Annotated in this window: 12 protein-coding genes; 8 read left to right on the top strand and 4 right to left on the bottom strand. The window is 65.3% G+C overall.

Going from position 1 to position 15,484, the window contains the following annotated elements:
* Positions 1-90 precede the first annotated feature (90 nt).
* The 6 genes from AC25ND_RS22215 to sugE all read left to right on the top strand — a co-directional run bounded on the left by AC25ND_RS22215 (position 91) and on the right by sugE (position 4,674).
* Positions 91-897 carry an alkaline phosphatase family protein gene (locus tag AC25ND_RS22215; RefSeq protein WP_028690873.1) on the top strand — a complete coding sequence of 269 codons (807 nt, stop codon included), beginning with the start codon at positions 91-93 and terminating at the stop codon, positions 895-897.
* A complete protein-coding gene (locus AC25ND_RS22220; RefSeq protein ID WP_062573165.1) occupies positions 894-1,733 on the top strand; it encodes an ABC transporter permease in 840 nt (279 codons plus the stop codon). The genes AC25ND_RS22215 and AC25ND_RS22220 overlap by 4 nt, the downstream gene beginning before the upstream one ends.
* Complete coding sequence (locus tag AC25ND_RS22225) at positions 1,723-2,517, top strand: ABC transporter permease (protein WP_062361447.1); 795 nt, start codon at positions 1,723-1,725, stop codon at positions 2,515-2,517. Before AC25ND_RS22220 ends, AC25ND_RS22225 begins: the two co-directional genes overlap by 11 nt.
* 1 nt (position 2,518) lies before the next feature.
* Entirely contained in the window at positions 2,519-3,508 is a 990-nt protein-coding gene (locus AC25ND_RS22230) for an ABC transporter ATP-binding protein (protein WP_186596696.1), read from the top strand.
* Between the two features lie 13 nt (positions 3,509-3,521).
* The gene (locus AC25ND_RS22235) at positions 3,522-4,175 is read left to right on the top strand and encodes an HAD family hydrolase (RefSeq protein ID WP_028690877.1); all 654 of its coding nucleotides are present in this window, start codon (positions 3,522-3,524) and stop codon (positions 4,173-4,175) included.
* Positions 4,176-4,356: 181 nt separating this feature from the next.
* The gene (gene sugE, locus AC25ND_RS22240; RefSeq protein WP_028690878.1) at positions 4,357-4,674 is read left to right on the top strand and encodes a quaternary ammonium compound efflux SMR transporter SugE; all 318 of its coding nucleotides are present in this window, start codon (positions 4,357-4,359) and stop codon (positions 4,672-4,674) included.
* 16 nt (positions 4,675-4,690) lie between these two features.
* Here sugE and AC25ND_RS22245 read toward each other — a convergent pair whose 3' ends face one another.
* Both AC25ND_RS22245 and AC25ND_RS22250 read right to left on the bottom strand, forming a co-directional pair.
* Positions 4,691-6,565, bottom strand: coding sequence for an MFS transporter (locus AC25ND_RS22245; RefSeq protein ID WP_186596700.1), 1,875 nt, complete (start codon positions 6,563-6,565; stop codon positions 4,691-4,693).
* 129 nt (positions 6,566-6,694) lie between these two features.
* Entirely contained in the window at positions 6,695-7,834 is a 1,140-nt protein-coding gene (locus AC25ND_RS22250) for a TDT family transporter (RefSeq protein ID WP_186596702.1), read from the bottom strand.
* A 159-nt stretch (positions 7,835-7,993) separates the two neighbouring features.
* Here AC25ND_RS22250 and AC25ND_RS22255 point away from each other — a divergent pair, with 159 nt between their 5' ends.
* Entirely contained in the window at positions 7,994-9,184 is a 1,191-nt protein-coding gene (locus AC25ND_RS22255; protein ID WP_186596704.1) for an MFS transporter, read from the top strand.
* Between the two features lie 131 nt (positions 9,185-9,315).
* Positions 9,316-12,792, top strand: a complete 3,477-nt coding sequence (locus AC25ND_RS22260) for a hybrid sensor histidine kinase/response regulator (protein WP_186596706.1) — start codon at positions 9,316-9,318, stop codon at positions 12,790-12,792.
* Here the strand turns inward: AC25ND_RS22260 and AC25ND_RS22265 are convergent.
* Together AC25ND_RS22265 and AC25ND_RS22270 are read right to left on the bottom strand one after the other, a co-directional pair.
* The gene (locus tag AC25ND_RS22265) at positions 12,764-14,122 is read right to left on the bottom strand and encodes a DNA recombination protein RmuC (RefSeq protein ID WP_175406197.1); all 1,359 of its coding nucleotides are present in this window, start codon (positions 14,120-14,122) and stop codon (positions 12,764-12,766) included. The genes AC25ND_RS22260 and AC25ND_RS22265 overlap by 29 nt on opposite strands.
* Before the next feature lie 247 nt (positions 14,123-14,369).
* Positions 14,370-14,789, bottom strand: a complete 420-nt coding sequence (locus AC25ND_RS22270) for a tetratricopeptide repeat protein (RefSeq protein WP_069017446.1) — start codon at positions 14,787-14,789, stop codon at positions 14,370-14,372.
* Positions 14,790-15,484 lie beyond the last annotated feature (695 nt).

The following is a 15,484-nucleotide window of genomic DNA, read 5'->3' on the forward strand; positions in this document are numbered from 1 at the left end:
CGTCGCCCCAGAGGTTTGCACTACCTCTGTGGGAGCGGCCTTGCGTCGCGAAAGGAGGGCAAAGCCCTCCCCGCTTTTTCGGAGTCATAAATGAACCACAACGTCATCCTGGTCCTGCTCGACGGCCTCAACCACCAGGTCGCGCACCATGCCATGGGCCACCTGCACGCCTACGTCGAGGCCGACCGCGCCGCGCTGTACCGGGTGGAGTGCGAGCTGCCGTCACTGTCGCGACCGCTGTACGAATGCATCCTCACCGGCGTGCCGCCGATCGACAGCGGCATCGTCCATAACAACGTCAACCGCCTGTCCAACCAGCGCAGCGTGTTCCACTACGCCCGCGAGGCCGGCCTGGGCACTGCCGCCGCGGCCTATCACTGGATGAGCGAGCTGTACAACCGCTCACCCTTCGACCCCCTGCGCGACCGCCATACCCACGCGCCGAAGCTGCCGATCCAGCACGGCCTGTTCTACTACGCAGACCACTACCCCGACTCGCACCTGCTGGCCGACGCCGAATACCTGCGCCGCCGCCATGCGCCGAACTTCCTGCTGGTGCACCCGATGAACATCGACGACGCCGGCCACCGCCACGGCCTGGACAGCAGCCAGTACCGCAACGCCGCCCGCAGCGCCGACATCCTGCTGGCCGACTACCTGCCGCGCTGGCTCGAAGAGGGCTACCAGGTGCTGGTCACCGCCGACCACGGCATGAACAACGACCGCTCGCACAACGGCCTGCTGGCCGAGGAACGCGAAGTGCCGCTGTTCGTGTTCGGCGAGGCGTTCAGCCTCGATCCCGCGGCCAAGCCGTTGCAGACCGAGCTGTGCGGCACGATCTGCGAGCTGCTCGGCGCCGCCCACGACAAACCGGTCTGCCGGGAGCTGCTCAAGTGAATGCAAGCCATCGCGGCCGCTACCTGGCCCTGCTCTGCCTGCTGCCGTTCGCCGTGTTCTTCATCATCTTCCAGGTCGCGCCGCTGGCCTGGGTCGCCCTAAACAGTCTGCAGGGCGAAAGCGGCTGGGGCCTGGCCAACTTCAGCAAGGTCTTCGCCTCGAAGTTCTACCTGCAGGCGTTGCAACGCAGCCTGGAGATCAGCTTCTGGTCGAGCCTGTTCGGCATCGTCATCGCCACCCTGGGCGCCTATTCACTGCGCCAGGTCGACTCGAAACTGCGCGACTTCGTCAGCGCCTTCGCCAACATGACCAGCAATTTCGCCGGCGTGCCCCTGGCGTTCGCCTTCATCATCCTGCTCGGTTTCAATGGCGCACTGACGCTGCTGCTCAAGCAGATGGGCCTGCTCGGCGACTTCAGCATCTACTCCAAGACCGGCCTGATCCTGGTGTACACCTACTTCCAGATCCCCCTGGGCGTGCTGCTGCTCTACCCGGCCTTCGACGCCCTGCGCGAGGACTGGCGCGAGTCCGCCGCACTGCTCGGCGCCAGCCACTGGCAGTTCTGGCGGCATATCGGCCTGCCGGTGCTGACCCCGGCGCTGCTCGGCACCTTCGTCATCCTGCTGGCCAACGCCCTCGGCGCCTACGCCACTGTCTACGCCCTGACCACCGGCAACTTCAACGTGCTGCCGATCCGCATCGCGGGCCTGGTGGCCGGCGACATCAGCCTCGACCCGAACCTGGCCAGCGCCCTGGCGATGGTGCTGGTGGGCCTGATGACCGTGGTCACGGTGGTCCATCAATGGCTGCTCAAGAGGAGCTACCATGCGCGCTGAAAACAACGCTGGCGGGCTCTACCACCGCGTGGTGGTGTACCTGCTGTTCCTGATCCTGCTGCTGCCGCTGGCCGGCACCCTGCTCTACTCGTTGGCCACCAGTTGGTCGGCGACCCTGCTGCCCAGCGGGCTGACCTTCAAGTGGTACGTCGCACTGTGGAGCGAGCCGCGCTTTCTCGCCGCCTTCGGCCAGTCGCTGCTGGTATGCGTCGGCGCGCTGCTGCTGTCGGTGCTGCTGATCCTGCCGTTGCTGTTCGTGGTGCACTACCACTTCCCCAAGCTCGACGCGCTGATGAACGTCCTCATCCTGCTGCCGTTCGCCGTGCCGCCGGTGGTGTCGTCGGTGGGCCTGCTGCAGCTGTACGGCAGCGGGCCGATGGCCATGGTCGGCACGCCATGGATCCTGATCGGCTGCTACTTCACCATCGCCCTGCCGTTCATGTATCGAGCCATCACCAACAACCTGCAGGCCATCAACCTGCGCGACCTGATGGACGCTGCCCAGCTGCTCGGCGCCAGCACCTGGCAGGCGGCGTTCCTGGTGGTGCTGCCCAACCTGCGCAAGGGCCTGATGGTGGCGCTGCTGCTGTCGTTCTCGTTCCTGTTCGGCGAGTTCGTGTTCGCCAACCTGCTGGTGGGCACCCGCTACGAGACCCTGCAGGTGTACCTGAACAACATGCGCAACAGCAGCGGCCACTTCAACAGCGCGCTGGTCATCTCCTACTTCGCCTTCGTGCTGGTGCTGACCTGGGTCGCCAACCGCCTGAACAAGGACAAGACCTGACATGAGCTTCGTCAGCGTACAGAAACTGCAAAAGAGCTACGCCGGCAGCCCGGTGTTCGAGAACATCGACTGCCAGATCGAGCGCGGCGAGTTCGTCACCCTGCTCGGCCCCTCCGGCTGCGGCAAGTCCACGCTGCTGCGCTGCATCGCCGGGCTGACCCCGGTGGACAGCGGGCGGATCCTGCTCGACGGCCAGGACATCGTGCCGTTGAGCCCGCAGAAGCGTGGCATCGGCATGGTGTTCCAGAGCTACGCGCTGTTCCCCAACATGACCGTGGAACAGAACGTCGCCTTCGGCCTGCGCATGCAGAAGGTCAAGGCCGACGAGAGCCAGGCGCGGGTGCGCGAAGTACTCGACCTGGTGGAGCTGGGCAGCTTCGCCGGGCGCTACCCGCACCAGCTGTCCGGCGGCCAGTGCCAACGCGTGGCCCTGGCCCGCTCGCTGGTCACCCGCCCGCGCCTGCTGCTGCTCGACGAGCCGCTGTCGGCGCTGGATGCGCGCATCCGCAAGCACCTGCGCGAGCAGATCCGCGCCATCCAGCGCGAGCTGGGGCTGACCACCATCTTCGTCACCCACGACCAGGAAGAGGCGCTGACCATGTCGGACCGCATCGTCCTGATGAACCAGGGCCGCATCGTCCAGAGCGGCGATGCCGAGACCCTCTACACCGCGCCCGTGGACCTGTTCGCCGCGGGCTTCATCGGCAACTACAACCTGCTCGACGCCGACAGCGCCAGCCGCCTGCTGCAACGCCCGGTCAGCGGACGCCTGGCAATCCGCCCGGAATCCATCACCCTGGGCCTGAACGGCGAACTGGACGGCGAGATCCTCAGCCACAGCCTGCTGGGCAACGTCATCCGTTATCGGGTGCGGGTGCGCGACGTCGAGCTGGTGGTCGACGTGCTCAACCGCTGCGCGGCCGACCTGCACGCGGACGGGCAGCGGGTATCCTTGTCGATCGACCCCACGGCGCTACGGGAAGTGGCCTAAGGAGCATCAACGCATGGCACTGGCAATCTTCGATCTGGACGAAACCCTGATCCACGGCGACTGCGCGTCGCTTTGGAGCGAGCAGATGGCCCGGCTGGGCTGGGTGGACGGCAAGGCTTTCCTCAAGCGCGACCATGAGCTGATGGAAGCCTACGGCAAGGGCCACCTGGCGATGGAGGACTACATGGCCTTCAGCCTGGAGCCCATCGCCGGGCGTACCCTGGAAGAGGTCGAGCACCTGGTCGAGCCCTGGGTGGAAGATGTGATCGAGCCGATCATCTACGGCGACGCCTGCCGTTGCATCGCCGAACACCGCAAGCGCGGCGACCGGATCCTGATCATTTCGGCCAGCGGCACCCACCTGGTCGGACCGATCGCGGCGCGCCTGGGCGTCGACGAGTACCTGGCCATCGAGCTGGAGGCGGTCAACGGCGTGTTCACCGGCAAGACCCACGGCGTGCTCACCTACCGCGAAGGCAAGATCACCCGCCTGCTGGAGTGGCTGGACCAGGAACAGGAAAACCTGGAGGGCGCGAGTTTCTACTCGGATTCACGCAACGACCTGCCGCTGCTGCTGAAGGTCGATCACCCGCACGTGGTGAACCCGGACCCGGTGCTGCGCGAGCATGCGCAGACCAATGGCTGGCCCATCCTGAGCTGGTCTTGACGTAGGTGTACATGCGTACCGGCCAGCCAGTGACGATGGCCGGTACAAGCACCATTGATCCGTCACGCTTGCCTCGCCCGCGGCAAATGTGCAGTATAGTGCGCACTGTGAGGACGGCCTCACGACGCTGTGCGTGAACATACCGGGGACGGCCCCATCATTGAATCGATGGAGACTTACCATGTCCTGGATCATCCTGTTCTTCGCCGGCCTGTTCGAAGTCGGCTGGGCTGTCGGCCTCAAGTACACCGACGGCTTCACCCGCCCCCTGCCGACCATTCTCACCGTCGGCGCCATGGTCATCAGCCTCGGCCTGCTGGGCCTGGCCATGAAGGAACTGCCGCTGGGCACCGCCTATGCCATCTGGACCGGTGTCGGCGCGGTCGGCACGGTGATCGCCGGGATCATCCTGTTCGGCGAATCCATGGCGCTCATCCGCCTGGCCAGTGTCGCCCTGATCATCACCGGCCTGGTCGGCCTGAAGGTCAGCGCCAGCTGACCTCCCTCCGTTTCCATTAGCGAACGTCGCCGCGCAGCAGGCTCACCTGCTCGCGCAGCGCCTCGGGCTGCGCCGCCTCCACCGGGATGGCGGCGCCGGCCACCAGGGTCACCCGCGACCACAGGCGCTTGAAGAAACCCTTGTTCGGGTCACGACTGAAGAAACTGCCCCACAGCCCCTGCAACGCCAGCGGAATCACCGGCACCGGCGTCTCCTGCAGGATGCGGTTCACCCCGCCCTTGAACACATCGATCTCACCGTCCGAACTCAGCTTGCCTTCGGGGAAGATACACACCAGCTCGCCGTCGGCCAGGTACTGGGCGATACGGGCGAAGGCACGCTCGTAGGTGGCCTCGTCCTCGCCACGCCCGGCGATGGGGATGGCGCCAGCGGTGCGGAACACGAAATTGAGCACCGGCAAATTGTAGATCTTGTAGTACATGACGAAACGGATCGGCCGACGGATCGCCCCACCGATCAACAGCGCATCGACGAACGACACATGGTTGCACACCAGCAGCGCCGCGCCCTCATCGGGAATGCGCTGCAGCTCGCGGTGCTCGACCCGGTACATCGAGTGGCTGAGCAGCCAGATCAGGAAGCGCATGGTGAATTCCGGCACGATGCGGAAGATGTAGGCGTTGACCGCGATATTGAGCAAAGACACCACCAGGAACAGCTGCGGGATGCTCAGCTTGGCCAGGCTCAGCAGGACGATGGTGATGATCGCCGACACCACCATGAACAGCGCGTTGAGGATGTTGTTGGCGGCAATCACCCGGGCCCGCTGGTCTTCCGGCGTGCGTGCCTGGATCAGCGCGTACAGTGGCACGATGTAGAAGCCGCCGAAGATGCCCAGGCCAACGATCGACAGCATGATCCACCAGGCCTGGCCCATGCCCAGCAACGCCAGCCAGTCATGGGGCACGACGCCGACCGGCACATCCCCCGAATGCCACCACCAGAGCAGGCCGAACAGGGTCAGGCCGAACGAGCCGAACGGCACCAGGCCGATCTCCACCTTGCGTCCGCTCAGGCGCTCGCACAGCAGCGAACCGACGGCGATGCCCACCGAGAACAGGGTCAGCACCAGAGTCACCACGGTCTCGTCGCCGTGCAGCCAGTCCTTGGCGTAGGCCGGGATCTGCGTGAGGTAGATGGCACCGACGAACCAGAACCACGAGTTGCCGACAATCGAGCGCGACACCGCCGGGGTCTGGCCAAGGCCCAGGCGCAGGGTCAGCCAGGACTGCTTGAAGAGGTTCCAGTCCAGCTTCATCTGCGGCGCGGCGGCGGCGGCGCGGGGGATCCAGCGACTGGCCAGGTAGCCCAGCACTGCAGTGCCCACCACCCCGGCGGCGGCCAGCACCGCGTACTGGCTGGAGGACATCAGCATCCCGGCGCCGATGGTCCCGGCCAGGATCGCCAGGAAAGTGCCCATCTCCACCAGGCCGTTGCCGCCCACCAGTTCCTCCTCGCGCAGGGCCTGGGGCAGGATCGAGTACTTCACCGGGCCGAACAGCGCCGAGTGGGTGCCCATGGCGAACAGCGCCACCAGCATCAACTCCAGATGATGGGTGACGAAACCGGTCGCGCCGATGGCCATGATGACGATCTCGGCCAGCTTGATCGCGCGGATCAACCGGTCCTTGGCGAACTTCTCGCCGAACTGCCCGGCCAGCGCGGAGAACAGGAAGAACGGCAGGATGAACAGCAAGGCGCAGAGGTTGACCCAGATCGAGCGGTCGCCTTCCAGGCTCAGCTTGTAGAGGATCGCCAGGATCAGCGACTGCTTGAACAGGTTGTCGTTGAAGGCGCCCAGCGACTGGGTGATGAAGAACGGCAGGAAGCGCCGCTTGCCGAGCAGGGTGAATTGCGAGGGGTGACTCATCGTCCTTGTACCTGGTTGGGCTTTGTCATTGGAGGCACGTTCAGCGTGATAAGCCACAAATCTGCACGGGAATGTCCATAGGCACAAGGAACTTGTAGGAGCGGGCAAGCCGCCCCTACTGGATCACCCTCAAGACTGCGCGATGCATGGCGACACAAACAGCTCGCCGCGCCAGGCCCCGCGCAGGGTCCGGCTGGCCACCAGCAGCCAGAGCAGCGCCAGCGCCACCACCAGCACCTGGCCGAACACAGTGAAGAAGCCCAACTCCAGCCAGGCAGCCAGTTTCAACGTGGCCAGGCAGTACACCCCCAGCGGGAAGGTGAACCCCCACCAGCCCAGGTTGAACGGCATGCCCTGGCGCATGTAGCGCAAGGTGATCAGCACCGCTGTCAGCAACCACCACAACCCCGCGCCCCACAGCACGATGCCGGCCACCAGGCCCAACCCGTGTGCCACCTCGCCGAGGCCGCCAAGGCCATTGGCGGCGAACACTGCAGGGGCATCGCCGCCGAGCACCAGCATGCCCAGCGCGCCGGTACCGATCGGGCCTAGCGCCAGCCAACTGGAAGCGGCCATGTTCGCCGGCGGCAGTTTGTGCAGGGCCATGCGCAACATGAGGATGGTGAGGATGCTGAACGCCACCGGCAGCGACACCGCCCACATCACATAGCTGGTGATGACCACCAGGAACTGCTGGTGGGCGTCGGCCAGGTGCGGAGCCAGCAGACCACCGCTGGCCGCCGCGACCTCCGCCGCCACCACCGGCAGCAGCCAGACTGCGGTCATCTGGTCGATGCTGTGCTCCTGGCGGGTGAACATCAGGTAGGGAATTGCCACGCCGCATAGCAGCGCCAGGCCCACGTCCAGCCACCAAAGCATTTCAACCCACGGCACCACGGCCTCACCCCAGCGCGCCATGCCGAACACCAGGGCGCCGTTGAGGATGGTGGCCAGCCCCATGGGGATGGTGCCGAAGAACATCGACACGGTGGAGTGCGCGAAAATCCGCCGCGCCTCATCGAAGAACATTACCCAACGGGCGCCGTACAGGACGCAGAACAGGGTAAACAGGCCGATGGTCAGCCACCAAAGGCCCTCGGCCACGCTGTCCAACCCCGGCACCTGGACTTGATGAAAGGCCAGGGCCAGCACGCCGGTACCCATGGTCGCGGCGAACCAGTTGGGGGTGAACTGGCGGATCACTTCGCGGGGGTGGGCCAATTGGCTGAACGGGCGCCAGGAAGGCGCGCGGGTCTGGGTGCATGGCATAAGGTATCTCCTGGCCTTGTGTAAGGTAGAGATATCTTATGCCTGCAAAGAATATCTATATAACGGGTAATTTCTCTATCTGTTATCGATTTTAAAGATATAGCAGCCAGGCCGGCACCTGGCATATGCTTGACCGCTGACAATGACAAGGATCTGTCGATGCTCCGCGCCCTTAAAGGCTACCCCGCTGCGGTTCGCCTGCTGTTGTTCACCACCTTCACCTTGACCATGGCCCGGGCGATCACCCTGCCCTATCTGGTGGTGTACCTGTCAACGCACCTGGGCCTGTCGGTCGGCCAGACCGGCCTGCTGGTCGGCGGCGCGATGCTCCTGGCATCAATGCTCAGCCTCTATGGCGGACACCTGGTCGACACCCTGCGCAGTCATACGCTGATCGTCGCCTGCACCTCGGTGTTCGCCCTGGCCTTCGTCGGCATCGTGGCCAGCACTTCGGCTGCGCTGTTCTTCTGCTTCCTGGTGGTGGCCTACCTGGCCCAGACCGTGGTCGACATTGCCGCCAAGGCCGGGTTCTGCGCCTTGCTGGCAGAGAACCGACGCGGCGAAGTATTCGCCATCAAGTACACCTTCAACAACATCGCCTGGGCCGCGGGGCCGATGCTTGGGGTGCTGCTGATCGAGGCGGACGACCACCTGCCGTTCGTGGTTTCGGCCCTGATCGGCCTCGGCCTGAGCCTGGTCTATTACCGCCTTGGCGAACGCAGCTTGCTGAGCCTGCGCGATGACCGGCCGGCAGCGGGCTTCGCCCAGGTCGCCCTGGGCATGCTGCGCGACCGGCGCCTGGTGTGCTTCACCCTGGGCGGCGTGCTCAGTGCCGTGGTGTTCGGCCAGTTCACCGCCTACCTTTCGCAGTACCTGGTGGTGACCCTGAACGATCCCGCCGAGGTGGCGCGCCTGGCCGGCTACCTGGTAACCACCAATGCCCTGGGAGTGATCGGCCTGCAATACCTGATCGGCCGACGCATCACCCGTCAGCACCTGATGCCCTGGCTGATGGCTGGCATGGCCATGTTCGCTGCCGGGTTGCTGGGGTTCTCCGTGGCTGCTTCGGCGCCGGCGTGGTGCCTGGCCATGCTGGTGTTCACCCTGGGCGAGATCATCGTGATTCCGGCCGAGTTCATGTTCATCGACCTGATTGCGCCGGAGCATCTGCGCGGGGTTTATTATGGCGCGCAGAACCTCTCCAACCTGGGCGCTGGGCTCGGGCCGATCCTGGTAGGCCTGGCACTGGGGCATGTGGTGCCGGTGACGGTGTTCTATCTGTTGATCGGGTCGGTGATGCTGGCGGCGGTGTTCTACTGGCTGGGAACACGCACCGCCCGCCAGCCTTAGTTGGCAATACCGGCCGATCGCGGGCCCTGCGACGTCCTGCCACTGCGACCATCGTCGGCGCTGACGAACCGCGCCCTGCGTGCCAGACTGATTGATCGGGACCGCGTTTTCTTTTTTGCTCCGGAGTTTGCATGTCGTTGTCCAGCGGGCTGATCGCCGTGGTCGCCCTGGCCTACATGGCCATCATGTTCGCCATCGCCTTCTATGGCGACCGCCGCAGCACGCCGTTGCCGCCGCGCCTGCGCGCCTGGGTGTACAGCCTGTCGCTGGCGGTGTACTGCACCAGTTGGACCTTCTTCGGCGCGGTCGGCCAGGCCGCCGAGCAGCTCTGGGCGTTCCTGCCCATCTACCTGGGGCCGGTGCTGTTGCTGATCTTCGCCCCCTGGGTACTGCAGAAGATGGTGCTGATCAGCAAGCAGCAGAACATCACCTCGATCGCCGACTTCATCGCCGCCCGCTATGGCAAGTCGCAGACCCTGGCGGTGGTGGTGGCACTGATCTGCCTGGTCGGGGTGCTGCCGTACATCGCCCTGCAGCTCAAGGGCATCGTGCTGGGGGTGAACCTGTTGATCGGCGCCAACGCCGATGCCACCGGCAGCCGGGTGCAGGACACCGCGCTGGTGGTATCGCTGGTGCTGGCGCTGTTCGCCATTGTCTTCGGCACCCGTAGCCTGGACGTCACCGAACACCACCGCGGCATGGTCCTGGCGATTGCCTTCGAATCGCTCGTCAAGCTGCTGGCCTTCCTTGCCGTGGGCGTCTTCGTGGTGTTCAACCTGTATGACGGCTTCGACGACCTGTTCACCCAGGCGCGGCAGTCGGTGCACCTGAGCGACTACTGGGAAGAGACCATCAACTGGCCGTCGATGGTGGTGCAGACCGCCGTGGCGATGATGGCGATCATCTGCCTGCCCCGGCAGTTCCACGTCACCGTGGTGGAAAACATCGAGCCCCAGGACATGCGCCTGGCCCGCTGGGTGTTCCCGCTGTACCTGGCCCTGGCCGCGCTGTTCGTGGTGCCCATCGCCCTGGCCGGGCAGATGCTGCTGCCGGGCACGGTGATTTCCGATTCGTTCGTGATCAGCCTGCCGCTGGCCGAGGCCCACCCGAGCCTGGCTCTGCTGGCGTTCATCGGCGGCGCCTCGGCGGCCACCGGCATGGTCATCGTCGAGGCCGTGGCGCTGTCGACCATGGTCTCCAACGACATGCTGCTGCCCTGGCTGCTGCGGCGCAACAACGCCGAGCGGCCGTTCGAGGTGTTCCGCCACTGGATGCTCTCGGTGCGCCGGGTGACCATCGTCGTCATCCTGCTGCTGGCCTACGTCAGCTACCGGCTGCTTGGCTCCACCGCGAGCCTGGCGACCATCGGCCAGATCGCCTTCGCCGCGGTGACCCAGCTGACCCCGGCGATGCTCGGCGCGCTGTACTGGAAGCAGGCCAACCGCCGCGGCGTGTTCGCGGGCCTGGCCGCCGGCATCTTCCTGTGGTTCTACACCCTGGTGCTGCCGATCGCCGCCCACAGCCTGGGCTGGTCGCTGCAGCTGTTCCCGGGGCTGGCCTGGCTGCACGGCAACCCGCTCAACCTGCCGATCACCCCGCTCACCCAGGGCGTGGTGCTGTCGCTGGCGGGCAACTTCACCCTGTTCGCCTGGGTTTCGATCCTGTCCCGCACACGGGTTTCCGAGCACTGGCAGGCTGGGCGCTTCATCGGCCAGCAGACCAGCGCCCGCCCCTCCAGCAAACCCCTGCTGGCGGTGCAGATCGACGACCTGCTCAAGCTCGCCGCGCGCTTCGTCGGCGAGGAGCGCGCCCGGCAAAGCTTCATCCGCTTCGCCTACCGCCAGGGCAAGGGCTTCAACCCCAATCAGAACGCCGATGGTGACTGGATCGAGCACACCGAACGGCTGCTGGCCGGCGTGCTCGGCACCTCCTCGACCCGCGCCGTGGTCAAGGCCGCCATCGAAGGCCGCGACATGCAGCTTGAGGATGTGGTGCGCATCGCCGACGAAGCCAGCGAGGTGCTGCAGTTCAACCGCGCGCTGCTGCAGGGCGCCATCGAGAACATCAATCAGGGTATCAGCGTGGTCGACCAGAACCTGCGCCTGGTGGCCTGGAACCGCCGCTACCTGGAGCTGTTCAACTACCCCGACGGGTTGATCAGCGTCGGCCGGCCGATCGCCGACATCATCCGCTACAACGCCGAGCGCGGTCTGTGCGGGCCGGGCGAGGCCCAGGTGCATGTGGCGCGGCGCCTGCACTGGATGCGCCAGGGCCGGGCCCACTCCTCCGAGCGGCTGTTCCCCAATGGCCGGGTGATCGAGCTGATCGGCAACCCGATGCCTGGCGGCGGCTTCGTCATGAGCTTTACCGACATCACCCCGTTCCGCGAGGCCGAACAGGCCCTGCGCGACTCCAACGAGGGCCTGGAGCAACGCGTCGCCGAGCGCACCCACGAGCTGTCGCAGCTCAACCAGGCGTTGACCGAGGCCAAGAGCCGCGCCGAGGCGGTCAGCCAGTCCAAGACCCGCTTCCTCGCCGCCGTCAGCCACGACCTGATGCAGCCGCTCAACGCTGCCCGGCTGTTCTCCGCCGCTCTGTCGCAGCAAGCCGAGGCCATGAACGACGAGGCCCGGCAACTGGTGCAGCACATGGACAGCTCGCTGCGCTCGGCCGAGGAACTGATCAGCGACCTGCTCGATATCTCGCGACTGGAGAACGGCAAGGTCACCCCCGACATCAAGCCCTTCGCCCTCAACGAGCTGTTTGACACCCTCGGCGCCGAGTTCAAGGTGCTGGCCGCCGAGAAGGGCCTGGAGTTCCGCCTGCGCGGCAGCCGCCTGCGGGTGGACAGCGACATGAAACTGCTGCGCCGGGTGCTGCAGAACTTCCTCACCAACGCCCTGCGCTACGGCAAGAGCCCGCTGCTGCTGGGTGCGCGGCGACAAAGTGGACGCCTGTGGCTGGAGGTGTGGGACCGTGGCCCGGGCATCGCCGACGACAAGCTGCAGGTGATCTTCCAGGAGTTCAAGCGCCTGGACAGCCACCAGACCCGCGCCGAGAAAGGCCTGGGCCTGGGCCTGGCGATCGCCGACGGCCTGTGCCGGGTGCTCGGGCATCCGCTGGAGGTACGCTCCTGGCCGGGCAAGGGCAGCGTGTTCCGCGTCAGCGTGCCCATCGCCCACAGCCCAGCGCCCGCGACGCCCGCCCCCGTGGAGCAGGCCGGGCAGCCGCTGGCCGGGCTGCAGGTATTGTGCGTGGACAACGAGGACAGCATCCTGATCGGCATGAACAGCCTGCTCAGCCGTTGGGGTTGTCAGGTGTGGACCGCGCGCAACCAGGCCGAATGCGAGGCCCTGCTCGGCAAGGGCCTGCGCCCGCACCTGGCGCTGGTGGACTACCACCTGGATGACGGCGAGACCGGTACCGGGCTGATGGGCTGGCTACGAACACGCCTGGGCGAGCCGGTGCCCGGGGTGGTGATCAGCGCCGACGGGCGCAACGAGACCATCGCCATGGTGCATGCCGCAGGCCTCGACTACCTGGCCAAGCCGGTCAAGCCGGCAGCCCTGCGCGCCCTGCTCAATCGGCATCTGAGCCTGGTTCAGTAAGCGCCTCATCGTTTAGGGCGCGCTCAATCAACTCAGCCGGCAGGCTCTTGCTGGCCCGGGCGCCGAGCAGCTTGAGCTGCTCGCTGCGGCTGACCAGGTTGCCGCGCCCCTCGCACAGCTTGTTGCGTGCCGCGGCGTAGGCCTTGTCCACCTGGGCAAGGCGTGCGCCGAGCTCGTCCAGGTCCTGAATGAAGAGCACAAACTTGTCGTACAGCCAGCCGGCGCGCTCGGCGATCTCGCGGGCGTTCTGCCCCTGGCGTTCCTGCTTCCACAGGCTGTCGATCACCCGCAGGGTGGCGAGCAAGGTGGTCGGGCTGACGATCACGATCTGTCGGTCAAAGGCCTCCTGGAACAGGTTGGGCTCGGCCTGCAGCGCCGCCGAGAAAGCCGCCTCGATGGGCACGAACAGCAGCACGAAGTCGAGGCTGTGCAAGCCCTCAAGGCGGCTGTAATCCTTGCTGGACAAGCCCTTGACGTGATTGCGCAGCGACTGTACGTGCTGTTTGAGCGCGGCTTCGTCGTTGTTGCCGACGAACTGCTGGTAGGCCGTCAGGCTGACCTTGGCATCCACCACCACCTGCTTGTCGCCCGGCAGCATGATCAGCACATCGGGCTGGAAGCGCTCGCCATCGGCGCTGCGCAGGCTGACCTGGGTCTGGTATTCGCGGCCCTTTTCGAGGCCCGCGTGCTCCAGCACCCGCTCCAGGATCAGTTCGCCCCAGTTGCCCTGGGTCTTCTGGCCCTTGAGCGCCTGGGTAAGGTTGGTGGCCTCGTCGGACAGGCGCAGGTTGAGCTGCTGCAGGCGCTCGAGTTCCTTGCCCAGGGAGAAGCGCTCGCGGGCCTCCTGCTGGTAGCTTTCCTCGACGCGCTTCTCGAACGCCTGGATACGCTCCTTGAGCGGGTCGAGCAACTGGCCCAGGTGCTGCTGGCTGGTCTGGGCGAAGCGTTGCTCGCGCTCGTCGAAGATCTTGGTGGCAAGGTCGGCGAACTGCGCGCGCAGGGTGTCGCGGGCTTCCTGCAGGTCTTCGAGGCGTTGCTGGTGGCTCTCCTGCTGTTCACGCAGCTCGGCTTCCAGGCGTGCAGCCTGGGCCTCGAGACGGCGCAGCTCGGCCTCGCGGTTGGCGCGCTCCAGGTGCCAGGCATGGGCGGCATCACGGGCGTTGTCGCGGTCGATCTGCAGCAGCTCCAGTTCCCTGCCCTGGGCGGCCAGCTGGGTCTGCTTGATGGTGTTGGCCTCGCTGAGGTCGCTGATCTCGTCGCGACTGGCCTCCAGCTGGGCCAGCAGGCCGGCCTGGGTCAACTGGGCGGCATTCAGGCGCTCTTCGAGCAAGGCCTGCTCGGCCTTGCGCGCCCCCTGTCCGCGCTGAACCTGCATGACCCAGCCCAGGCAGGGCACGGCGCCCGCCACCAAGCCCAGCAAAATGCTGGTCAGATCCACTGTCATGCCTACCCCGATCGAACATTGACGAATGCTGCGCAGCTTATCAGCCTGGTGACAGGGTTGGGTGGTCAGTACCCAGCAAGAGAGCACCTCAGCCATGCGCCCCCCAACAAATGGTTTTACACAGCTGCTCCGGTTAACTACCGAACCACTGGCGCAACAACCGCCGCGCCTCCTGCGAGCCCTGCCCCGCCGCCAGCTCCAGCCAATAGCGGGACTGCTCCGGCTCCTGGGCCTGGCACAACCGGCCATACTCCAGTTGGGCCCGGCGATCACCGGCGCGGGCCGCCTGGCGCAGCAGTTCATGACCGATGCGCCGGTCGCGGGCATTGCCGCAGTCGCGGCAGAGCATCTGCCCCAGGCGGCTCTGGGCCACCACCACGCCCTGACGCGCCGGCTGCTTGAGCATGCGCCCGGCCAGGTGCTTGACGCTGGGCTTATCCCCCAGGCGCGGACTGTCGAGCAGCCACAGGGCCACTTTCAGGGAAAAACGCTTGGAGGAGGGCAGCGATGGCGAGGCATCAGGACTGGCGAGGTGTTTACCGCGAAGCTTCATGACCTACAGCAAGGGTGATTCGAGAGGCGCGCCACTCTACTCCTTTTTTTGTGGACTGACCTGGGCGACTTTCGGCTGATCGCCATTTTTTTCCACGATTTTTTCTTGACGTTTTCCCAAGGAAAATGCCGATGCCACCACTACCCACCGATTGTCGGACAATGGATGAAACAGCTGGCACGCCCGTCCTAGAGCAAGCGCCCGGGACAATCCACAGAACCTGTGGATAACTCGGTGGACAACCCCTTGAGGTAGCTCGCAAACCCCTGTGAAATGGGGCTTTCAGTCAAACTGACGATTTTTTCACCAGCAAAAATTAGTGTTTTTTTTCATTGACTTAAGCCCCCAGTCAAGTCATTGGCGAGCCGTCCACAGGACGTTGCAAGAGGGTTACAACTGTTCAACCGAGTGTGTACAACCGCACCAACAAATGGCATCGCGGTGCACGGAATCAGTACAGGAGGGTGGTTGGCTGAACATTTCACCCTCTTCACACCAGGTGCGATTGACGACATAATTATCGGCTTACCGCTAGAAAAGCCAAAAACTTGCCAACCCCGAAAAGTTCGTGTAGGGTTGCGCCCCGTTAGTACCCAGCTGAAGTCATTCTGGCCACTCAGTCCCTGCAGCCCAAGTGCTCGGTAACGAGCAAGCACTGCCCCATCGGGACCGGCCCATTCGATGATTCACTCGGC

This window comes from Pseudomonas sp. P110(2024) (assembly GCF_057480795.1).

What these genes read in the sequence shown, in the direction of transcription:
- AC25ND_RS22215 (WP_028690873.1), top strand. Translation starts at nt 91, where the DNA reads ATGAACCACAACGTCATCCTGGTCCTGCTCGACGGCCTCAACCACCAG.
- AC25ND_RS22225 (WP_062361447.1), top strand. Translation starts at nt 1,723, where the DNA reads ATGCGCGCTGAAAACAACGCTGGCGGGCTCTACCACCGCGTGGTGGTG.
- AC25ND_RS22230 (WP_186596696.1), top strand. Translation starts at nt 2,519, where the DNA reads ATGAGCTTCGTCAGCGTACAGAAACTGCAAAAGAGCTACGCCGGCAGC.
- AC25ND_RS22235 (WP_028690877.1), top strand. Translation starts at nt 3,522, where the DNA reads ATGGCACTGGCAATCTTCGATCTGGACGAAACCCTGATCCACGGCGAC.
- sugE (WP_028690878.1), top strand. Translation starts at nt 4,357, where the DNA reads ATGTCCTGGATCATCCTGTTCTTCGCCGGCCTGTTCGAAGTCGGCTGG.
- AC25ND_RS22245 (WP_186596700.1), bottom strand. Translation starts at nt 6,565, where the DNA reads ATGAGTCACCCCTCGCAATTCACCCTGCTCGGCAAGCGGCGCTTCCTG.
- AC25ND_RS22250 (WP_186596702.1), bottom strand. Translation starts at nt 7,834, where the DNA reads ATGCCATGCACCCAGACCCGCGCGCCTTCCTGGCGCCCGTTCAGCCAA.
- AC25ND_RS22255 (WP_186596704.1), top strand. Translation starts at nt 7,994, where the DNA reads ATGCTCCGCGCCCTTAAAGGCTACCCCGCTGCGGTTCGCCTGCTGTTG.
- AC25ND_RS22260 (WP_186596706.1), top strand. Translation starts at nt 9,316, where the DNA reads ATGTCGTTGTCCAGCGGGCTGATCGCCGTGGTCGCCCTGGCCTACATG.
- AC25ND_RS22270 (WP_069017446.1), bottom strand. Translation starts at nt 14,789, where the DNA reads ATGAAGCTTCGCGGTAAACACCTCGCCAGTCCTGATGCCTCGCCATCG.